The 23033-nt window shown below is 42.3% G+C and carries 18 protein-coding genes; 6 read left to right on the top strand and 12 right to left on the bottom strand.

The window, feature by feature from the left end; genetic code table 11:
* A partial coding sequence (locus RJ01_RS10610; protein WP_034171044.1) for an acyl-CoA dehydrogenase family protein occupies window positions 1–193 on the bottom strand: 193 nt, incomplete at its 3' end.
* 32 nt (window positions 194–225) lie between these two features.
* Entirely contained in the window at window positions 226–1380 is a 1155-nt protein-coding gene (locus tag RJ01_RS10605) for an acyl-CoA dehydrogenase family protein (RefSeq protein WP_034171043.1), read from the bottom strand.
* Window positions 1381–1948: 568 nt separating this feature from the next.
* Between RJ01_RS10605 and RJ01_RS10600 the strand changes: the two genes are divergently transcribed.
* Complete coding sequence (locus RJ01_RS10600) at window positions 1949–2785, top strand: IclR family transcriptional regulator (RefSeq protein ID WP_004785687.1); 837 nt, start codon at window positions 1949–1951, stop codon at window positions 2783–2785.
* Between the two features lie 162 nt (window positions 2786–2947).
* On the opposite strand, the gene RJ01_RS10595 is transcribed toward RJ01_RS10600, so the two are convergent.
* From RJ01_RS10595 to betI, 5 genes are all read right to left on the bottom strand, one after another.
* The gene (locus RJ01_RS10595) at window positions 2948–5146 is read right to left on the bottom strand and encodes an OsmC domain/YcaO domain-containing protein (RefSeq protein ID WP_034171042.1); all 2199 of its coding nucleotides are present in this window, start codon (window positions 5144–5146) and stop codon (window positions 2948–2950) included.
* Window positions 5147–5501: 355 nt separating this feature from the next.
* On the bottom strand, window positions 5502–6272 hold the full coding sequence (locus RJ01_RS10590) for a hypothetical protein (RefSeq protein WP_034171041.1): 771 nt from the start codon (window positions 6270–6272) through the stop codon (window positions 5502–5504).
* Window positions 6273–6401: 129 nt separating this feature from the next.
* Entirely contained in the window at window positions 6402–8057 is a 1656-nt protein-coding gene (gene betA, locus RJ01_RS10585; RefSeq protein ID WP_034171040.1) for a choline dehydrogenase, read from the bottom strand.
* Window positions 8058–8067: 10 nt separating this feature from the next.
* Window positions 8068–9543, bottom strand: a complete 1476-nt coding sequence (gene betB, locus RJ01_RS10580; protein ID WP_004785680.1) for a betaine-aldehyde dehydrogenase — start codon at window positions 9541–9543, stop codon at window positions 8068–8070.
* 21 nt (window positions 9544–9564) lie between these two features.
* Window positions 9565–10143 carry a transcriptional regulator BetI gene (gene betI / locus RJ01_RS10575; protein WP_034171039.1) on the bottom strand — a complete coding sequence of 193 codons (579 nt, stop codon included), beginning with the start codon at window positions 10141–10143 and terminating at the stop codon, window positions 9565–9567.
* A 270-nt stretch (window positions 10144–10413) separates the two neighbouring features.
* Here betI and RJ01_RS10570 point away from each other — a divergent pair, with 270 nt between their 5' ends.
* Window positions 10414–12450 (top strand): choline transporter, encoded by a 2037-nt coding sequence (locus tag RJ01_RS10570; RefSeq protein ID WP_034171038.1) that lies wholly within the window; start codon window positions 10414–10416, stop codon window positions 12448–12450.
* A gap of 28 nt (window positions 12451–12478) precedes the next feature.
* Entirely contained in the window at window positions 12479–13087 is a 609-nt protein-coding gene (locus tag RJ01_RS10565) for a MarC family protein (RefSeq protein WP_034171037.1), read from the top strand.
* 67 nt (window positions 13088–13154) lie between these two features.
* Here the strand turns inward: RJ01_RS10565 and RJ01_RS10560 are convergent, their stop codons facing one another.
* Complete coding sequence (locus tag RJ01_RS10560) at window positions 13155–15320, bottom strand: TonB-dependent receptor domain-containing protein (protein ID WP_034171036.1); 2166 nt, start codon at window positions 15318–15320, stop codon at window positions 13155–13157.
* A gap of 478 nt (window positions 15321–15798) precedes the next feature.
* Entirely contained in the window at window positions 15799–15999 is a 201-nt protein-coding gene (locus tag RJ01_RS16320) for a hypothetical protein (protein ID WP_152606030.1), read from the bottom strand.
* Window positions 16000–16274: 275 nt separating this feature from the next.
* Here RJ01_RS16320 and RJ01_RS10555 point away from each other — a divergent pair, with 275 nt between their 5' ends.
* Together RJ01_RS10555 and RJ01_RS10550 are read left to right on the top strand one after the other, a co-directional pair.
* Window positions 16275–16853 carry an ANTAR domain-containing response regulator gene (locus RJ01_RS10555; protein ID WP_004785667.1) on the top strand — a complete coding sequence of 193 codons (579 nt, stop codon included), beginning with the start codon at window positions 16275–16277 and terminating at the stop codon, window positions 16851–16853.
* A 10-nt stretch (window positions 16854–16863) separates the two neighbouring features.
* Complete coding sequence (locus RJ01_RS10550; RefSeq protein WP_034171046.1) at window positions 16864–17868, top strand: ABC transporter substrate-binding protein; 1005 nt, start codon at window positions 16864–16866, stop codon at window positions 17866–17868.
* 68 nt (window positions 17869–17936) lie between these two features.
* Here the strand turns inward: RJ01_RS10550 and mtlD are convergent, their stop codons facing one another.
* Window positions 17937–20063: a bifunctional mannitol-1-phosphate dehydrogenase/phosphatase gene (gene mtlD, locus RJ01_RS10545; protein WP_034171035.1), complete on the bottom strand. Its 2127-nt coding sequence runs from the start codon at window positions 20061–20063 to the stop codon at window positions 17937–17939.
* Between the two features lie 405 nt (window positions 20064–20468).
* Here mtlD and RJ01_RS10540 point away from each other — a divergent pair, with 405 nt between their 5' ends.
* Window positions 20469–21179 (top strand): HAD family phosphatase, encoded by a 711-nt coding sequence (locus RJ01_RS10540; protein WP_034171034.1) that lies wholly within the window; start codon window positions 20469–20471, stop codon window positions 21177–21179.
* A 67-nt stretch (window positions 21180–21246) separates the two neighbouring features.
* Here RJ01_RS10540 and RJ01_RS10535 read toward each other — a convergent pair whose 3' ends face one another.
* Window positions 21247–21597: a hypothetical protein gene (locus RJ01_RS10535; protein WP_034171033.1), complete on the bottom strand. Its 351-nt coding sequence runs from the start codon at window positions 21595–21597 to the stop codon at window positions 21247–21249.
* Window positions 21598–21857: 260 nt separating this feature from the next.
* On the bottom strand, window positions 21858–23024 hold the full coding sequence (locus tag RJ01_RS10530) for an acyl-CoA desaturase (RefSeq protein WP_034171032.1): 1167 nt from the start codon (window positions 23022–23024) through the stop codon (window positions 21858–21860).
* Between the last annotated feature and the right edge of the window lie 9 nt (window positions 23025–23033).

The following is a 23033-nucleotide window of genomic DNA, read 5'->3' as shown; positions in this document are numbered from 1 at the left end:
GCAGACCGAGTTCACCCATTTCACGGAAAATAGTGGGATCTGTTTTCTCATGACGGAACTGTTCTAGTACACGTGGCATCAGCTTATCCTGACAGTACGCATGCGCGCTGTCACGGATCATACGTTCTTCTTCAGTCAGTTGCTGTTCCAGTAAAAATGGATCTTGCCAGTCAAATCTAATTCTTGTGCTCATTTTAATATTTCCAATATTCTAAAATCTGCTGCTTACGCGGTCGCTTGTTTAATCATTTCACGTGCGATGATGATTTGCTGGATTTGAGTTGTACCTTCATACAGACGGAACAAACGCACATCACGGTAGAAACGTTCAATTGAATATTCACTGATATAGCCCGCGCCACCATGAATTTGCAGACAGCGATCCGCTACACGGCCACACATTTCAGTCGCAAACATTTTCGCGCATGAAGATTCAGTAGTCACATTCTTGCCTTCGTCACGCAGGCGGGCAGCATCTAGAACCATACATTTCGCTGCATAAATTTCAGCTTTAGAGTCTGCCAGCATGCCTTGGATGAGCTGGAAATTCGCAATCGGTTGACCGAACTGCTTACGTTCCACTGCATAATTTAAAGCATCTTCCAGCATACGCTCTGCCATACCTACGCTATAGCCAGCAATATGCAGACGGCCTTTATCCAGAACACGCATTGCAGTTTTAAAGCCAATGCCTTCAACACCACCGATCAACTGATCTTTATGAACTTTACAGTTGTCAAAAATCACGTCACAAGTGTATGAACCATGTTGGCCCATTTTTTTATCAATTTTGCCCAGACTTAGGCCCGGTGTATTCGCTTCTACCAGGAATGCAGAAATGCCGCTTGCACCTTTGATATCAGGATTGGTACGCGCCATCACCGTAAATGTCGTTGCACGCGGTGCATTGGTAATAAAACGTTTGGTACCGTTTAAAATATAGTAATCGCCATCTTTAACCGCGCTGGTTTTTAAAGATGCTGCATCTGAACCTGAATCCGGCTCAGTTAAACAGAATGAACCAATGATTTCACCAGTCGCATAACGTGGCAGGTATTTCTGTTTTTGCTCTTCTGTACCGTCAATCACGATCCCGCTTGAACCGATCCCGTTATTGGTCCCGATCAAAGAACGGAATGCAGCCGATGTACGGCCTAATTCCATTGCGACCAGAATTTCCTCTTCCATGGTGATACCTAAACCGCCGTATTCCTCTGGAATGGTTAGGCCAAACAGACCCAATTCTTTCATCTGCTCGACAATACGCTCAGGAATCGCGTTGCTTTCTTCAACTTCATGTTCTAAAGGGACTAGTTCATTTTTGACAAAGTTACGAATAGTCGAAAGAAGTTGCTCAAGCATTTCCGGATCGCGAATCATAGGGATCTCCATGTTATTTAGTTCATCTGGGTAAATTCCTTTACCCTTTAATTTTAGTTTCGTAATACGAAATAAATAATCATAAAAATTCATTTTGAGCAAGAAAAATTATTAAAAATTTTATTTTTTAAGCAAAAAAGCAAATTTTTCTAGCTTTAATTAAAAATTTTAGTTAGAATTTTATTTCACAATGCGAAATTTTTAGATTGTTGGTAGATTTAGAAAAGAGTTAGATGATTTGAATCAGGTCATAATTGATTCTATAAAAGTGCAGCGAGATAAGAATGTTTCAATTAAATCGTGCTGATGATTCTCGTTTTGATTGGCTCCATTTTCCTGAAATTTTATCTGGTGAACTTTAAATTTTCTAAAGATACTTAAAAATCATTACAGGTCCCAAAAACCTATAGATTCTGCATGGTTTTTAGCTGAATAGCGCTAATTAACTTAAATACAGATAAAGTGAGCACTTTTTTATTTATTTTTATCACTAATAGAAGTGTTTTATTTTGTATCGTGAAATTTAATTGCTATCATATTTATTAATTTACCTTTAATTGCTCTGACCATGACAAAAAATAAAACTGGCGAAATACCTAATTTTGATGAGATCCGTTTAGATCCGATTTCACATATTCATAGAGAAAATAACCCACAATTTATCGCGTCTATTGCACGTGGTTTAGAAATTCTCAGATGTTTTTCCGCAACGAATCAATTACTGGGCAACCAGGAAATTGCACAGCTAACTAATCTGCCAAAACCGACTGTTGCCCGGATCACCAGCACGTTGGTTTCTTTAGGTTATCTAAAACAGTTACCGAATACGACCAAATACCTGTTGGACGTTGGTGTATTGGCTCTGGGTTATGCAGCGCTAAGCAATATTTCGGCACGTACACAGGCATATCCATTTATGGAAGAAATGTCACGTTATGCTCAAGCGCCTGTCGCCATGGCAACCCGTGATCGTCTGAGCATGATTTATTTGGAAGTCGTTCACACAGAGTCTACTTTGACCATGCGTCGTCCAGTTGGCTCTACCCTGCCTATTCATAGTAGTGCGATGGGCCGTGCCTGCCTAGCTGCGATGGAAGTTAAAGAACGTGAGTATCTATTTGATGCCATCAAGAAAAGAAATGAAGATCAGTGGCCAACCATTAAGCGTAATTTAGAACGTGCTATTCGTGATTATCAGGATTATGGCTATTGCTTATCTCTCGGTGATTGGGCCAAAGATGTGAACTCTGTTGCAGTGCCATTGATTCATCCTAAACATGGTATTTTGACTTTTAACTGCGGCGCACCAACCTATCTGCTCAATCAGGAAAAACTGGAAAATGAAATCGGTCCTCGTCTGATTCATATGGTCAATAACATTTCTCTGACTTTAAATAATATCTAAGCTGTTATTTAAGATTTAAATGGGCGGCAATGATCGCCCTTTATTTTTCTTTTTTAAAACACTCGCAAAATGTTAGAGCAATATAAAAAAATAGCCCATTCTAAGATGGGCTATTTTTTAAAGATTTAAAGACCAGTAAAGTCAGCTAATCATCTTCACTTATTACGCTGCTACAAACTTGGCGCGCGCTGCATGGAGTTTCTTGTAGCTATCAATTAAACGCAGATGACGATCCAGACCTTCAAGCTGCATATTGGTTTCAGCTAAACCGTAGAAACGTACTGTACCTTCTACTGAACCGAGGACTGCATCCATACGGGCATCGCCAAACATACGGCGGAAGTTGTGTTCATAGTCTTCCAGTTCCATTTCATCATCCAGAATGACTTCAAGCACTACATTCATGCATTGATAGAACAGGCCACGTTCAACGGTATTGGTATTGTATTGCAAGAACTGTTCGACCAGATCTTTAGCTTCTTCAAATTGTTGTAGAGCCAGATAGATCAGGAGTTTAAGTTCCAGAATGGTCAGCTGACCCCATTCGGTATTTTCGTCAAATTCAATCCCGATCAAGGTACGGATCTCGGTGTAATCATCTTCATCTGCTTCTTCCAGACGTTCAACCAGAGCTTCTAGCTGTTCATCATCCAGACGATGCAGGTTCAGAATATCTTCACGATATAACAGCGCCTTGTTGGTATTGTCCCAAACCAGATCTTCCACCAGATAAATTTCAGAATAACCCGGCACCAGAATACGACAAGCGGTTGCACCTAAATGCTGATAGACCGCCATATAAACTTCATGGCCCATCTCTTCTAGAATGGTAAACAATTCCTGTGCCTCATCGGCATTTGAGTTTTGGCCATTATTGGTGAAATCCCACTCAACAAAATCATAGTCAGATTTTGCGCTGAAGAAACGCCAAGATACGACACCACTTGAATCAATAAAGTGCTCAACAAAGTTATTCGGTTCAGTGACTGCATTTGAACTGAAGGTTGGTTTTGGCAGATCATTCAGGCCTTCAAAACTACGACCTTGTAACAGTTCAGTCAGACTGCGCTCTAAAGCCACTTCAAAGTTTGGATGTGCACCGAATGAGGCAAAGACACCACCCGTACGCGGGTTCATCAAGGTCACGCACATCACCGGGAACTGACCGCCCAAAGAGGCATCTTTGACCAGTACTGGGAAGCCTTGCTCTTCTAAGCCTTTAATACCTTCAATAATTTTCGGATATTTTGCCAGTACGTGTTCAGGTACATCCGGCAGTGCCAGCTCACCTTCCAGAATTTCACGTTTAACCGCACGTTCGAAAATCTCAGACAAACATTGTACTTGAGCTTCAGCTAAGGTATTGCCCGCGCTCATACCATTACTGAGGTACAGGTTTTCAATCAGATTCGATGGGAAATATACAGTTTCACCATCAGACTGACGTACAAATGGCAATGAACAGATACCACGTAATTTATTGCCCGAGTTAGTATCATAAAGATGAGTACCTAGTAACTCATCTTCAGGATCATAAATTTCACGGGTATGTTCATCTAAAACTTCTGCTGGCAACTCACCATTTGGACCCGGCTGGAACCATTTTTCATCCGGATAATGCACAAATTCTGCATTGGCAATATCTTCACCCCAAAACTGGTCATTATAGAAGAAATTACAGTTCAGACGCTCGATAAATTCACCCAGTGCAGATGCCAGCGCACTTTCCTTAGTTGAACCTTTACCATTGGTAAAGCACATCGGTGACTGGGCATCACGAATATGCAATGACCAGACATTCGGTACAATGTTACGCCAAGACGCAATTTCAATTTTCATGCCGAGGCCTGCCAGAATCGCAGACATATTGGCAATAGTTTCTTCAAGTGGTAAGTCTTTACCCGGAATACAGGTTAGGCTGTCTGAAGCCAGATTTGGCATCAACAAAGCCTGAGCATCGGCATCAATGCTCTCAACTTCTTCAATAACAAATTCAGGACCAGTCTGAATCACTTTTTTGACGGTACAACGGTCGATCGAACGCAAAATCCCCTGACGGTCTTTTTCAGAGATATCAGCCGGTAGCTCGACCTGAATTTTAAAAATCTGTTTGTAGCGGTTTTCAGGATCGACGATATTGTTTTGAGACAGACGGATATTGTCTGTTGGAATGTCACGCGCTGCACAATAAACTTTAACAAAATAAGCTGCACACAACGCAGAAGATGCCAGAAAATAATCAAATGGACCTGGCGCAGAACCATCACCTTTATAGCGGATCGGCTGATCGGCGATTACCGTGAAGTCATCGAACTTGGCTTCCTGACGAAGATTATCGAGATAATTGACCTTAATTTCCATGTGGATACCTAAATATTCTTATGTGCCACCACGGACAGATAAGATGCTAAATCTGAATATACAAGCCGAATCACGGAGGAGAATTTGACTCAAAAATAATAATAACCCGGGTTAAACCTTCAACCAGTTAGTTTCAGGATAAGCTCGAGAAAGAATGGGCGCTATTATAGAATCATTTTATGAAATTGATAATGTTTGCTCGAATTTACTGCAGATTTATCAAAATATCTGTTAATTAAATATTCAGAAAATCTGGCTTTAAGCCGGGAACAGACTGTTTTTATTAATACTTGCTGTTCCCGGCTGGATTTTATGGACTGGGAAATGCGTTTTTTAAATCAGATCAAGATTCAAATTAAAAATCATAGCCAATACCAAACACAGCGAGATCGCGCTGTTTATCACCAAAACGGTCATAACCACCAAAAATATAATCACCAGATAAGGTCAACTTCGGCGCAACTTCATAACTCAATCCGGCAGTTGCATAACGGAAAGCATACTGTTTGGTAGTGTTGCCCAGCTCATTACCTTCATATTTGCCTTCATCATTAAAATAACCACCCGCTGCACCGACATGCGCACCCAGCTTATCATTAAGCTGATGGGTTAAATCCAGGGTATAAAAAGTATCGCCCTGATTGGCATAGGCCACATCATATAAATAGGTCGACACACCTGCTGTAACGCTGGTCTTGTCGTTTAGTGCACGACTTACATTCAAACCTAATTCATTTGAAGTGGTATGGCTGCCACCCGGATAATAATAGGTCGCATCCCAAAAATTCCAGTTGTAGTTTTCACTGCTATAGGTATATCCCACGATAAAATCATGTTCGAATTTATCACGACGATGTGATTTTTTGCCTTCCAGTTCCGGATAGGAATACCCTAAGGTTGAGCCCCAGTAACCGACATAAAAATTACCATAAACCAGATTCAGTGCTGCCTGTAAGGCAACGTCATCATTTTCTGGTGCATTGGTCAGACCACGGGAGATGTATTTAGAAACTACACTGATGTTTCCACTGGTTTCAATTTTTTTTGCTTTCGCATCCTCTGCAAAACAATAAACACTAGAAACAGCAGCACAGCCGAAAAGGACTGTTTGTTTGAAAATTCTCATAAAATATAAATTATATTAAGCAAAGAATGGATAACACTGAAACCGATTACAGCCTCTTATCCAGCTTTGGGTAAAAATAAATTCCGCTATATTCCTTGATGCAACAAGCAACAGGAATATAGCCATGACTTAAGCGCGTGGGGCCCGGTAGAAAGGCGCTGTAGAAGCAGGTAATGCCTGCTTGCCACAGATATGATCTGCAAGCTTTTCAGCCATCATGATCGTGGTTGCATTGAGGTTGCCTGTAATAATGAGCGGCATAATTGAAGCATCAATGACACGCAGGCCTTGCATCTCATGCACACGCCCATAACCATCGACAACGGCCATATCATCCTCACCCATTTTACAGCTACAGGACGGATGATACGCTGTTTCTGCATGATTACGAACAAATTCATCAATTTCTGCATCAGTTTGCAGATTTTTGCCCGGACTGATTTCTTCACCACGATATGGATCCAGGGCGGGCTGATGCATAATTTCACGGGTAATGCGGATGGCATCCCGGAATTCACGCCAGTCCTGTTCGGTACTCATATAGTTGAACAGAATACTTGGATGCTCGAACGGATCTTTGGATTTCAAACGGACTCGACCACGAGATGGTGAACGCATAGAACCGACATGGGCCTGGAAGCCGTGCTCATGGATAGCATTAGTTCCATTGTAATTGATCGCCACTGGCAGGAAGTGATACTGGATGTTTGGCCATTCGAACTCATCCGAAGAACGGATAAAGCCACCGGCTTCAAACTGGTTGCTGGCACCAATTCCTTTACCTAAGAATAGCCATTCTGCGCCAATCATGGGCTGGTTATACCATTTTAATGCTGGGTATAAGCTGACCGGTTTTTTGCACTTATATTGTAAGTACATTTCCAGATGGTCTTGCAGGTTTTCACCCACACCCGGCAGGTCCTGAACCACCGGAATATCCAGACTTTTTAACAATTCAGCCGGACCTACACCGGAGCGTTGCAGGATTTGTGGAGATGCAATTGCACCTGCACATAGTAGAACTTCACGATCCGCAAAGACCTGAATCGGCTGTAAGGTATTTTGACCTTCAAAATATTCTACGCCAATCGCCTTATTGCGATTAAACAGAATTCGGTTGGTCATGGCATGGGTAATAATGGTGAGATTATCCCGGCCTTTGGCCATATCCAGATAACCACGTGCCGTACTGGAGCGACGACCTTGTGGTGTCACAGTACGATCCATTGGCCCGAAGCCTTCCTGTTGGTAGCCATTCAAGTCATCGGTACGTGGATAACCGGCTTGAACCCCAGCTTCGACCATAGCATGAAACAGCTCATTATTACCATTCTTAGGCGTTGCGACTGAAACCGGGCCTGAATCGCCATGATAGTCATTGCCGCCAATATCGCGGGTTTCAGCTTTTTTGTAATAGGGTAGACACTGCGCATAGTTCCAGTGTTCCAGACCTTTAAGGCTGGCCCACTGTTCCAGATCCATAGCATTACCACGGATATAGCACATGCCATTAATCAGTGAAGATCCGCCCAGACCTTTACCACGGCCGCATTCCATACGGCGATTGTTCATGTGGGGTTCTGGATCGGTCAGATAGGCCCAGTTATAACGGCGTCCTTGTAAAGGATAAGCTAAAGCGGCCGGCATCTGGGTTCTAAAATCCAGACGATAGTCCGGGCCACCTGCCTCAAGTAATAGCACCTTAGTATCTGGATCTTCAGTTAAACGCGCTGCCAGAACATTACCCGCAGAGCCCGCACCGATAATAATATAGTCGTAATTCATCAAATCCCCCTTATGCGCTAAATACAGATTGGAAAGGACTGAGTTCGACCTGAACCGATTTGGTCTGGGTGTAATGCTGCAAGGTCACAAGCCCATTTTCACGTCCAACACCGGAATGTTTATAACCACCGACAGGCATTTCTGCAGGCGATTCACCCCAGGTATTGATCCAGCAGATACCCGCTTCTACCTGATGAATAATTCGGTGTGCACGGGCTAAGTCTGGTGTGACGACACCTGCAGCCAGACCATAATCGGTATCATTGGCACGACGAATCGCTTCTTGCTCAGTGTCATAACTGAGAATACTCATGACTGGACCGAAGATTTCTTCACGTACAATGGTCATGTCATCACGACAGTCGGTAAATACGGTTGGCAGGACATAAGCCCCTTGGACAAACTGTTCATCCTCAGCACGACCGCCACCACATAATAGGCGTGCCCCTTCTATCTTGCCTTTTTCAATATAGCCCAGCACTTTTTCCATATGCTCAAAGCTGGACACCGGACCGAAATTGGTTTCAGGATCGAGAGGGTCACCCATACGAATATGTTCAACACGCTGTAAAATCTTTTCTTCAAATGCTGCTTTCAATGCCAAAGGCACAAATACACGAGTACCGTTGGTACACACCTGACCGGAGCTATAGAAGTTGGCCATCATGGCAATATCAGCCGCCAGATCCAGATCGGCATCTTCACAGATAATCAGCGGAGACTTACCGCCCAGCTCCATGGTAACTTCTTTCAGGCTAGAATTTGCAGCTTGCGCCATGACTTTTTTACCGGTAGAAACGCCACCGGTAAAAGACACTTTGGCAATATCGGGATGCGAAGTTAGATAACCCCCAATTTCACCACTACCGGTAACCACATTAAAGACACCATGCGGCACACCGGCTTCGGTATAAATTTCTGCCAGTTTCAGCGCAGTTAAAGGCGTAACTTCACTGGCTTTGAAAATCATGGCATTGCCTGCAGCGAGTGCCGGTGCAGATTTCCACAATGCGATCTGAATCGGATAATTCCATGCGCCAATTCCAGCGACAACCCCCAAAGGTTCACGGCGAGTATAGACAAAGGAACTGCTTCTCAGCGGGATTTGCTGGCCTTCAAGAACCGGTAGAATTCCCGCATAATATTCGAGTACATCTGCACCTGTCGTAATATCAACAGTTGATGTTTCACTAAAGGCTTTACCGCTGTCCAAGCTTTCTAATTTTGCCAGTTCATCGTTACGCTCGCGTAAAATGGCGACTGCCTTGTTCAAGATGCGCGAGCGTTGAATCGCGGTCATTTCTGCCCAGACTTTTTGCCCTTGTTGTGCAGATTCAACCGCACGATCGATATCATTTTTTGAACAGACCTGCACTTCAGCCAGGACTTCGCCTGTTGCAGGATTAATAGTTTGAAACGTGCTATTGGACGTTGCATCGACATATTGTCCATGAATATAAGGACGTTGCAGTTTGAATGTTGTCAATGGAATTCCCTCGCAGATTGGTTATTTGAGTTGTTGCCGGATATATTCACTACACAGTTCAATCGGCAGTTCTGGATCAATTTCGCCACTTACTAAAGCACCTCTTAGCCAGAATCCATCAATGAGTGCAGCCAGACCTTGTGCTGCCTTCTCAGCTTGATCCTTACTCAGCTTTTTCATGAATTCATATTTAAGATTGGAATGTAAGCGGTAATGGTTTATTTGCTGTAAACGATGTAAATCGGGCTGATGCAGACTGCTGGTCCAAAAAGCCAACCACACCTTCATGGCCGCTTTATCCGTTTGTGGAGCAGTAAAATTGCCACGCACAATTGCCAGTAAGCGTTGTTCAGGGGCGTCATTCACCTGTGACTTGATTTCAGCAACAGATTTACCTAATTGCTGCAATAAGTAACGCATTGTGGCTTCAATTAACCCATTTTTACCTTGAAAATAATGACTTATGATGCCTGTTGAGACACCTGCCCTCTGAGCAATCTGACTAATTGAAGCTTCTGCAAAACCTAGCTCATTCACTGCAGCTAAGGTGGCATCGATCAGTTGCTGACGACGGATCGGTTGCATACCAACTTTTGGCATAGGACTAACCTGAATAACGGATGTAGCAATACAAAATCACTCTGCTAAAGCAAATAGCGGAATGATGTAACAATTCCTAAACGCTTTTTTAATTGAACGTTCAATTAATAAAAATTATAGTACCAGCTCACCCTTGATGTACAGCGCAGTTTGTTTTGGATTTGCAAAAGTTTGTAATTCACGAAAACAAGGAAGCTTTAGGGCCAGCTTTTGCTTTTAAATCACACTGCACTGTAGATCATTCGGCAACAAAACGATGGTCAGAGATTTATGCAAAAGAAAAACGAAGAGGTGCAAGATAGTCTGAATAAGGTAGTCTTCTATTGTTCGGCGACGCTTATTCTGTTGTTTTCTATCATCACGATTTTATTTAATGAACAAGCCAATCTAGTCATTATTAATATTTTAAACTGGGTCAGTAGTACCTTTAGCTGGTATTACCTGCTGGCGGCAACGCTGTATCTGGTTTTTATTGTCTTTATCGCCTGCTCACGTTATGGCGAAATCAAGCTTGGTCCCAAACATTCTAAACCCGAATTCAGCCTGCTGAGCTGGTCGGCCATGTTGTTCTCAGCCGGGATCGGGATTGACTTGATGTTCTTCTCGGTCGCTGAACCCTTGTCTCATTATATGAGCCCTCCAGTCGGTGAAGCTGAAACCTTTGAAGCCGCGCGTCAGTCTATGGTCTGGACCCTGTTTCACTATGGTCTGACCGGCTGGAGCATGTACGCGCTGATTGGGGTTGCGTTGGGATATTTCAGTTATCGCTATAATTTACCACTGACAATTCGATCTGCGCTTTATCCTATTTTTGGAAAAAGAATTAATGGCTCGATTGGCCATACGGTAGATACCGCTGCAGTACTCGGTACGATTTTTGGTATTGCCACCACCTGCGGTATTGGTGTCGTCCAATTAAATTATGGTTTACATGTCCTGTTCGGCTTGCCGGAAAATATCTGGATTCAAACTGCATTAATTGGTGTTGCAGTCATTATTACTATTATTTCCGTCACTGCGGGTGTCAATAAAGGTATTCGGGTTCTGTCTGAAATTAATATCTATGTATCAATCGGGTTGCTGCTCTTTATTCTCTTTATGGGAAATACAGAGTTTTTATTAGCGGCTCTAATTCAGAATTTTGGTGATTATCTCAGCCAGTTCCCGAAACTCTCTTTAAGCAGTTTTCCTTTTGAGCAGCCTAAAGAATGGATGAATAGCTGGACCCTGTTCTTCTGGGCATGGTGGATTGCCTGGTCGCCATTTGTAGGTCTGTTCCTGGCCCGTATTTCTCGTGGTCGTACCATTCGTGAATTTGTCACCGGGACTTTGGTTATTCCTCTGTTATTTACCCTCACTTGGTTGTCTATTTTCGGTAATAGTGCTTTATACAGCGTGATTTTTGATGGTAATACTCAGCTTGCGACAACTGTTTTAGAAAATCCGGCACATGGTTTTTATGATCTGCTGGCACAGTATCCAGGTTTCACATTTATCGCAGGTGTAGCCACCATTACAGGGTTGTTGTTCTATGTGACTTCAGCGGATTCAGGGGCATTAGTATTGGGGAACTTCACCACTAAATTCACTAATATTGAGCATGATTCACCGCGCTGGCTGAGTGTGTTCTGGGCAATTGCAATTGGTCTGTTGACGCTAGCTATGCTAATGGCTAACGGTGTTACTGCATTGCAAAACACTACCATTATTATGGGATTGCCTTTTAGTTTCGTCATTTTCTTTGTGATGGCGGGGCTATATAAGTCCTTGCGTCTGGAGGATTTTCGTCAGGCCAGTACCAGCCTGAATGCGGCACCTGTGGTCGGTAATGTGGATATCTTGAACTGGAAGAAGCGTCTGAGCCGGGTCATGCTACATCCAAGCCTGTCCCAGACCCGGACCATGCTGGACAATGTCTGCAAACCAGCCATCGAGGCCGTTGCAACCGAGTTAATTGATAAAGGTATTCAAGTCAATATTCAGGAAAAATCACTTGAGGAAGAACCTGAACTGTATCATCTGGATCTGACTATTCAGCTCGATGAAGAAGAAAACTTTGTTTATGAAATATGGCCGGTACGCTATGACACGCCAAATTTCAGTTCACGTGGTAAACGAACCAAACGCTATTACTATCGTCTGGAAAGTTATCTGTTTGAAGGCTCTCAGGGTAACGATCTGGTCGGTTACAGTAAGGAACAGGTGATCAATGACATCCTGGATAAATATGAACGCCATATGATGTATCTGCACATTAACCGGATCAGCCCAGGTAAACGTCCACTTTTCCCGGATCGTGAAATCTAGGATCTCTCAACTACTGAAGGACGCAATGATGTCAGAAAGTTTGAATGCCTTTGCCCTGTTTTTTTCGTTACTCAATCCATTTTTGATGAGTATCTATATGCTCGGAATTATCCGTAATTCCGAAGCAAAGGTCTTCAATATGGCATTGATTCAGGGCAGCCTGATCAGCTTTATTGTTTTCATCATTTTTGCGAAAACTGGTGAAGCCTTCTTTAATGAAGTCTTGCATGTGCGGTTTGAGTCCTTCCAGATTTTTGGCGGTATTATTTTTCTAGTAATTGGCTATCGTTATGTCTTTGAAGGTGCTGATACGATTGGCGTGATGCGTGGAGCGCCCAGTCATCTGGCGGGCACAATTGCCATGCCGTTTATGATCGGTCCGGGCACCATTTCGGCTTCTGTGATCACAGGTATACAGCTCAGTTTAATGCAAACCATTCTGGTGATTTTCTTTACCCTGTTTCTAACCTGTAGCTTGCTGATCCTGATGAAATATCTGCATGATCATTTGCAGCATAAATACTCCAACTACATTGATTTATATGTCGATATTGTAGGTCGTGTTGCTGCGCTTCTGATTGGTACGATTGCCATCGATATGATCGTGACAGGCGTTACCGGAATATTAGAAACCTGATCAATCATTTTATTGGGTAAATAAAAAGAGCGGGAAATATCCCGCTCTTTTTTTAATTTTTAAATAATTAAAATTTAAATGACACACCGGCATAAGTAGAGAAACCTTCACCCGGCGAAGATCGCGCTGCGTCCGCACCTTTGTCGTCATAGCCTGGGATCACCACTGCTGCATATTTTTCATCGGTGATGTTCTTAAAGTTAACCCAGGCACTCCATGACTGATCTTCTGGCGCATATCCCAGATCAATACCCCAAATCTGATAATCATCACTAAAGCGGCTATTGGCATAATCATGCGCCATCTTCGATGCATATTCTGTATTTAGACCCACATAAAGACCGTTATTCAAGGCATAACTGAGCTGTGCCTGATAAAGATGTTTTGGAATTCCTGGCAACTGGTTTTTGCCAAATAAAGGATCGTTTTTATATTGGAAATCACTCAAGGTATAAGCCTGACGTAAACGAAACTCGCCCTGCTGTGATGCATAGAATAGTGTATCCAGACTGAGTTCCACACCTTGATGAAGGGTTGGAGTTGCATTGGATTCTACAGCAATTGGTTCAGAAGGTCGTTCCGATCCATCCTCATAGGTTTTGATCAACTCTGAGGTTAATAACTCGTTTTTAACTTTGGAATAATAGTAGCTCAGTGCCCAATCACCCCAGGCTGATTGGCCCCTGCCACCCAGTTCTAAAGTATTTGCAGTTTGCGTGTCCAGATAAATAGGTTCACGTACCCGCCCTGAAGCGACCCCACCATTAAAATAATATGGCGAAGACCATGCCATCGCCCATGGATGTGCCGGTTCAATACTACGGCTTAAATTGGCAAACCATTGCAGCGTCTCATTTGGCTGATAAGTCAGGCCAATACGCGGTGCGAAATTCCATTCATAGCGGCTAACTTCAGGACTAGCCACAGGATAAGTCACTTCACTCTCACGGTGGGTATAGGCTGCTGCCAATCCTAGATCAAGCTTAAACTGATCATTCAACTGGGTTTCCTGATCAAATTGCAGCACATTGTCTGAACCACGATAAGTATAACGGCGTGTTACGGTATCTGCCGGATAAAACGTGCCATCAATTGTAGTATCGCGTCGAATTGTTTCGGTTACACCACTATTCGGACGGTGCGTGGTACTTCGAAAAGCAACTTTTCCTTGATGTTCAAGACCGAATAACTGATAAGGTTTCTCATACTGGATTCTTGCACTAATATCTTCATAATCGACATTGGTACGATAACTACTTTCACGTAAATCCAATGGATAATGATGATAAGCCAGACTACCGGTCAGTTTGGCATCATCCTGCAAGTTCCAGGTGGTAGTATTTGCCAGCCAGGTACTGCCCGGCTGAATCCGCTTGGCATCTACAGCCAGATTAAAATCATTGGCTGCTCCAGGATTATTCTTGAGCTGTTCCTGGGTAATGCGTCCCGGCGTTAAGTGTTTGCTTTCACGGTAACGGGCATAAAAGCGGGTTTCAATATCCGGACTAATTTGATAACCCAGATTCAAAGCCAAACCTTTACCATCACCTTCGGCATGATCCTGAATTCCATCAAACTGTGAACCCGTCACTGCCAGATAATAATCTAACTTGTCGAGTTGTCGGCCAGTACTAAACTGGTATTTCTGATAGCCATGGCTACCCGCTTCGTATTTTAATTCAGAGCCATTCTGCTCTGCACTAGTCTTACTTTTATAGTTAACTGTTCCACCTAAGGACAATCCGCCCTGTTTTAAACCATTGGCACCACGGTACACCCCAACATGATCAATCCACCACGGTTCAAGCAGTTCATAAGCCGTACCACCCGGTCCGGTAAAGGGAATATCATCGATCATGACATAAGTTCCGGATGCATGTGCACCAGAAGTACGGTTAATGCCGGAACCACGGATAGAAATTTTGGCTCCTTCATTGCCCGGCGATTGGGCATAAATACCGGGCTGGAGACGGAAGACGTCAGCAGTGGTTCCCAGACGCTGATGTTGTAACTGCTGATCTGAAACAAAGTTGGTTCCTCCCGAAACGCTGGCAAGTTCCGCCTCAGTCTGTTTCTGAGAATTTGTATTTTGCTCAGTGGTCACCACAATAGTGTCCAACTGCTGAACACTATCCTGCATTAGCGTAGTTTCAGCATAAAGATGGCCTGAAAATGCCGATAATATCATCAGGCTAAGCGGATTTTTCTTGAGAGGAATTTTTGTCATATTCATGGCGAATTTATACAATCCTGTATAAGTGATCCTGATCTGCTTAAGGGCTTGGCTTAAAATTTAAGCTGTAGCATAAATGAAGCACGCAAAATTAAGCAGATATTTTCTGCCAAAATATCTGACTGGTGCGGCAATATTTTAATTTATTCTATACGAATAATCTGTCAATACTTTGCAAGATCGCAGACAGATTCAAACAAGTTCTGACATCTAATTTATTAAGTATTTGTAATTTATATATATGTATTTTTTTATTGTAACCATCTCATTCGAGTTGGCAAAAAATGATTTAAATTAAAAATTTCGAAGATATAAACAATATTCTGATTCATTAAGATCAGTTTAATAGACAGGTTTCTAAACCAAAATCTAAGTTATAACTAGAAAATAGAATTCTTATTTTTTGAACTATGGCTTATAAATTTCAGCCAAAAAAAGAAACCCTTCTGCTGGAGAGTTTCTTCATGTATTCTGGTTATTATTTAGAGTCATTTGCAATTACTTGCGCTTGTAATGGTGCAGCTTGCTGGGTGTCGGCTGGTTTTTTCTTGGTTTTCATTTCTGCCACTTTGGCCAGAGTTTTCTCGGTAAAACGTAAACCACCATCTTCTGCCATCACATTACCCGCCATCAAAAGAGTTCCTATTACTAGCAGTGATGGTATAAGTTGTAATTTCATGTCTATTCCACCTTTTTATTTTATAGTGGATTAAAAATAAGCAATTATTATTCCAATATTTTTATATTATTATTCGCCTTAAAACTCCTTATTTTAGTGCGCTTATTTCAAGAACGCCTTATTTTAGTCAGGTTAATTCGGCCTTCTAAGTTCTTCTGCACTATTTTTATGACACTTTTAACCTGATCTCCTAATTTTTTGCACCAAATTGCATGGTATGTTTTTTGCATAAGTCTTCATAGAATATTCCCCGATGTACTAGCTAAAAATCTTGCATGTCTAAATTACGAATTGCCCTGATTGATGATGATCCAGAACGCGCTGAATTTATTCAGGCTTCTTTGCTTGCGCATGATTTTCATGTAGTGGCCTGTGTCATTCTGAATGACCTCAACATTGTTGATATCAAAAGCCTGCATGCCGATGTCATTCTGTTAAATATGGATCATCCTCATCGCGATATTATCGAAAGCTGCGTGAGTCAGTATGAATTACCTACGGTTCTGTTTACCCAAAATTCCAACAAGGACACCATCAGAAATGCCATTGATGCCGGCGTCACGGCATATATTGTGGACGGGATCGATCCGACCAAACTGGAAAATATTCTAGAAATATCGATTGAACAATTTCAGAAACATAAAAAACTGTTACATGACCTGAAGGAAACTCAGGAAAAATTAAGTGATCGTAGGGATATTGATAAAGCCAAAGTCCTGCTGATCCAGCTGCATGGACTGAGCGAAGAAGAAGCATTTGCCCTGTTGCGCAAAAATGCCATGAGTCACCGGATTACCATTGGCGATATGGCAAGGCGCTTACTTGATGCACAAAAACTGTTATCTGGCCAATAAGGAGCATTCAATGACAACAATAGAAAAAACAGAACTCAATATTGGCTATATTCCACTGCTTGATTGTGTTGCTATTCTTTGGGCGGAGCGACAAGGTTATTTTACTGAACAGGGTTTAAAAGTAAATCTGATCCGTGAAGCCTCCTGGTCCAGCTTACGCGACCGTCTGGCCTATGGCTTTCTGGATGCAGCCCATTGCCTGTCTGCCATGCTTCCCGCGGCTGCTTTGGGCGCAGACCAGTTACAAGTCGCTTTGCAGACTCCATTAATACTCAGTATCAATCAGGCATTTATCAGCTTAAGACAGGATCTGTGTTATGCACTGGGCATTCAGCCTGAAGATAATGAACAGATCACGTCACAAAAGCTGGTCAGTGCCTTAAAGCAGCAACACAAGGTAGGTCTGGCTCATGTTTATAAATATTCCATTCATCATTACTGTTTAAGAGAATGGCTGGCCTTAAGTGATCCGCAATATGCCAAAAATATATTGCTTAAGACTTCACCGCCCCCTTTAATGGTCAAAGGGATTGCAGCACAGATTTTTGATGGTTTTTGTGTGGGTGAACCTTGGAATATTCAGGCCAAGCTTGAAGGTTATAGCCTGATTGTTGCAGCCAGTCAGAATGTCATTCCTAAAGTGGCAGACAAAGTGCTGGCGATAACTCAGGAATGGGGCGAGTTGCATCCACTGACTGTTGAGGCCTTAGTCACGGCTGTAAAAAAAGCCCAGATGGATTTAAAGCATGTTACGGATCTTTCTGAAGTCTGGGACATGCTGGTGGATTATCAGATTATCCAGTTTGAATGTTCAGCTTCTCGACACGTTTATGACTTCCATAAGATTCAGAATATTATCCGTAACCTTGTAGGTGAAAGTGTTGAGCCTCAATTTACCGATTTTATCTGGCTATTAGAGCAGATGGAAAAATGGGAAAATATTGATCTGTCCGCAGATGATCAGCGACAAATTGCCCAATCCTGTATTTATCAGCAAGAATCTACGGCTGTATAAATTATAAATTTATAAACTTCCAATAAAAACCCAGAAATTTCTGGGTCTTTTTTATTTACTGCTGATATTTAACTGAGCGCTTGCTGTAAATCCAGTTGCATGAATTTCTGCAAGGATAGTTTTCCGGCGATAGTCTGATTGATGAATTGTGACATTTCATCATACAAGGTCTCATATAGCTGCGGCTCTAATGCCATATGTCTTAACTGTATCTGTAAATGCATCAACAGTTCCTGCTGCTCGCATTCACCCTGTTCCAGAGCATAGATATAACCCAGCACTGCGCCTTTTAAAACCACATCAAATGGCAAGCTATATTTAAGCAAGGTCGATAATGAACCCATAACCCGTTCATTGTGTTCCAGCTTTCTTAAAGGTTCACGCCCTACACGTGCACATGGATCCTGATAAGCATAGGCACAGGATTCAGTGAAACTCTGTGCCAGACGTTCCAGATCTGAAGCATGCTTAGGAATCTGGTAACAGAGGCCATGCTTGACCTGCGCTAAAGCCTGCTGCATAAATTTTCTGACCGAATGATCTGACATGGCCACGCCAATAGTCTGATGACCGCGCAGGCTGGCATACCAAGCCATCATCGCATGCACACCATTCCATAATCGGTTTTTAATCAGCTGGATATTGGCAATATCATCTACCAGAATCATCTGGCGCATTTTGGCCAATAATGGACTGTTATTTTCCACATAGATTGGCATATCCGTTTCGGCATTAAACAGAATCAGATCCATCGACTGCAGAATATGACTCGGCTGGAAATTACGGCGCAGGTCTTCAATATACAAGCCCGCCTGATGTTCCTGGTCTGCATTCAGGGCTGTAGAATCATCCAGATCCACTACGGACAGATCTTCATCCAGCTGATACTGCTTGAACATGTTGTATTTGATGCGCAGCTGACGGTACAGTTTCTGATCGGACAGTTTGGAGACCATACGGTTCACCACTGTGTCACAGAAATAATGCTGATCCATAATGTGCTGCGCTGTCTGTTCATCCGTAATCTGTTTCAGACGGCTCAGAATCTGCTGCATCACCAGCTGTTTGGCCCCGATTTTATTTAGGATAATTAACAGCGTCAGCGGCTGTTCCTGCTGCTCGTAGGCCAAGTATCGCGCATATAAACCCTGTGCAATTACTTCTGCTTCAGAAACCAGAGCTTCCTCAGGGACACAGACTGCGACCAGACTGGATTCAATATACATGTTCTGCATTTGCTCCAGATCATGCGCATCAATCACAATCATATTTTCAATACGCTGATCAAAAGAGTTCTGACCATAACGAATGCAATAAGTGCCAAATGCATTTACGGCAGACTGATAGAGTGGATTACGCGTTGAGGCAATAATTTTGCGTGGACGCGTATAACCATCCCAGTGTGATAACACCTGAGCCAGATAACCACCGCCAATCGCACCGAAGCCGTGAATCCCAACTGTTAACTGATTCAGCGTTTGCGGAAATGCAGTCTCAAGTTCTGGCATTTCCAGAACCGGAACAAACTGGTTCAGATCTGTCAGAAAATCTTCCATCGTTTCATAATAATATTGGGCTTGTGCCAGCATCGATTCATTCGGCGTTTTAATGTCTTTGAAAAGTACCGTCATGCCACCTGCGTCATAAGCAGATCGTAGGCCATTTTCAGAATCTTCAAACATCAGGCATTGAGCCGAACTTAAATTGATTTTTTCGGCTGCGCTGATAAAAATTTCTGGATGAGGTTTCCCCTGTTTAATCTCATCACCACACACCAGCACATCAAAAAATTTATAGACATTGGCATTGATCAGATATTCTTCTGCGATCGCACGTCGACTCGAAGTCGCCACCGCCATTTTTAGGCCTGCCTTGCGTAGGCGTTCCAACACCTGTAATAAACCTTTTTTAATTGGAACACCATAATTGCGTACATGTTCTAGTTCCAGTACATCGGCGCGCTGGCGGATCTCGGCATAAGGAACATCTTGTCCATAACGCTCTTTGGCCAGCTGCTCGGCACTACGGGCACTTAAGCCCAAACACTGCATTAAATAGTTTTCAGAAAATTCGACGCCGATCAGCTCACGTGAAGCTTGTTGCAAGGTTTGAAAGCGCAAACGTTCAGTATCAAACATGGTTCCATCCATATCGAAAATTGCGCCGTGTACGATTTGATTTTTAAATCCTAGCATTGTTCCCCTTTTATAATTCAATGAGTTAAGAAGTGGAAAATACCTTAAGGAAAATAAGAGATTAAATAAACCAATGTAAAGATATGAAATATTTTTGACTATAAATTGATCAATAAAGACTAAATTAAATAGTTTTAAGTTTTCTTATATAACCGTTAGGTAACAAAAAGTAACTAGCAAATTGTTTCTTATAAAAAATAAATATTCAAATTAGGAGGTGTAGATAAATGCAAATGACGTGCCAATTTGGTATTACGATTTTTATTATTAGTAATACTTAAAATGCTCAAAATAAGTTAATTTTAGGAATTTATTGATAAAAGCAATCTGGATATGCATCCAAACTGGACTTTTTATCTCTATCCAAAAACGGGATAATGGCGGTGAAAGAAAAATGGGTGTGACATGTTTAAAGATAAAAAGCTGGTGTGTTTTGACCTGGATGGAACCTTGATTGATTCAGTGGGAATCTGGAACCAGGTCGATGCTGCCCTGATTCAGGAATTGTCAGGGATCGAAGTCGGTCTGGATCAGATTCAGCAACTGCGTGATCTGCAACTGAAAGTCTTTAGACATATGCCCGATCCCTATCTGGAATATTGTGGCTATTTAAAAGACCTCTATGGTTTCAAGCCAAGCAAGGAAGAGGTTAAAAATCGCCGTTACGGTATTTCACGGCATTTTCTTGATCATGTGATTGAACTCAAACCGCAAGCTGAGCTGCTGATTCAAGCCCTGAAACAGCGAGGGATACAATTGGCACTTACGACTACCACCAGCTTGTTCAATGTGCAGCGTTATCAGGACAATAATCAGAAGATTAATCAGAAAATCAGTTTTGATAATGATTTTGCGATTATTTTGACTCGCGAAAATGTTGAGAATATCAAACCGCATCCAGAAGTGTATTTAAATGCGCTCCAGCATTTTGAAATTGAAGCTAAAGATTGCCTGATTGTTGAAGATTCTTTAATTGGGGTGGAAGCTGCCAACAATGCGGGAATTGATGTAGTGGCAATTTACGACCAGTATTCTGCGCATAAAATGGATTTGATCAAAGCCAAGGCAGATTATTTTGTAGAAGATTTTGCTGGTCTCGTAAAATTGGTGAACTAAAAAATGCCATGAATCTTCCCTGATCATGGCATTTTTCGTGTTATCTCTGAATGATTAGATTAGCGCATTATTTGGCTTTTTTATAGACGGAACCTGAACCGACCAGATTGCCAGTTTTTTCGTCAATCTCGAAATCAACGACACCTGTACCTGAATTAATCTGTAGCAGACCATTATCAGCGACTGAAGCAGGCATTGGATTTTTCTTGTCGGTTTTGCCGCTTTCTTTATCTTTAATAGTATTGGTAATGAAATAGTTTTCACCATTTTTGGAAATCACCAGGATATTTTCCAATTTAGAGTTTTCCAGTGTATTTTTCCAGTTCCCCTGATAATCTGGTGCTGGAGTTTCCGGGGTATTACACGCGGTTAACAGCAATAACAGTGAGATGCCTGAAAAATATTTAAGATATTTCAAAACTGAGACCTTGAATGCTTGAATGATAGAACGCGGCCATTATAAAAAGAACCTTCTTGAGGTAAACGCTTAGCTTGTAGGCGAAGCGTTTCAGCCGTAGTAAATCTATCCCGGCTTCGTCATTTTTTGAAAAACATCTTCATATTTCATTCATAAATTCGTGTGAACTGAGCACTTTTTAACAGATAAAAAAAATCCTCAATAGACCATCCAAATCTATTGAGGAGTACCAAACTGGATAATAGAGAAACCTTAAAAAATTAATTTACAAGCTTAGATTTAAAGTAACGAAACACCGATTTAACTGCATGAGTTTTTTCTGCAATTTGCTGATTCCATTCATTTGGCAGTGAGCATTTCGCCAGTCTGACCCATACAGTCGAGAACTGCTTCACAAAGCTGGCTTCGTTATAGTGAATCCCGTATTCGGCACATAAGGCTTTGATTTTTGGTGCAACTTCCGCATAACGGTTTGCTGGCATATCTGGGAACAGATGATGCTCAATCTGATGGCTTAAATTCCCACTCAGAATATGTAACCAGTTCGCACCACTGAAGTTGCTCGAACCACGGATCTGACGCAGATACCATTCCGCACGGGTTTCATTGTCGGTATTGTCCATTTCAAAGGTTTCTGCATCTTCAGTGAAATGCCCATTGAAGATCACCGCAGACGCCCATAGGCTACGAATCACATTGGCAACCGCATTTCCCGTAAATACTGGAATCGCATTTGGACCGGCAATAATCGGGAAAAATACATAATCTTTCAGGACCTGACGACGCATTTTTTTGCGTAAAGGTGCTGCTTCTTCCCAGACCTGTTTCCAGGTTTTGGTTTTATAGGCAATCACATCTTCCAGATGCAAACGCTGTACACCCACATACCATTCAAAGAACACCATCAACTGAATGGTTAAAGGAATATTCCAGATAAAACGTAGTTCCCACGGCTGAGATTCACTGACACGGATCAGACCATAACCGACATCGTGATCCATACCGACAATATTGGTATAAGTGTGATGAATATAGTTATGCGTGTATTTCCAGTCATCCCCAGTGGAAATAGTATCCCAATCATAAGTCGAACCATTCAAACTTGGATCATTCATCCAGTCGAACTGGCCGTGCATTACGTTATGGCCAAGTTCCATATTTTCCACGATTTTCGAGATACCCAATAAGCCTGTGCCCGCTAACCATACTGGTGGCAACCAGCCTGCAAACATTAACATGCCGCGGGAAGCAATCTCGCTATAACGTACAAAATTACGGATTTTATAAATATATTCTGCGTCTTTCTCGCCCAAATCTTCCATTACTTCACGGCGGATAGCATCAACCTTGGCGCCGAACTCTTCAACCTGTTCCGGGCTTAAAAATTGAGATTTACTGTGTTTTTTAAAATCAATTTGCATATTCATGGGAGCACC

This window comes from Acinetobacter sp. YZS-X1-1 (assembly GCF_000804305.1).
Lineage (GTDB): Bacteria > Pseudomonadota > Gammaproteobacteria > Pseudomonadales > Moraxellaceae > Acinetobacter > Acinetobacter variabilis.
The sequence above is the reverse complement of the archived record's forward strand: the minus strand, read 5'-3'. Positions and strand labels throughout refer to the sequence as shown.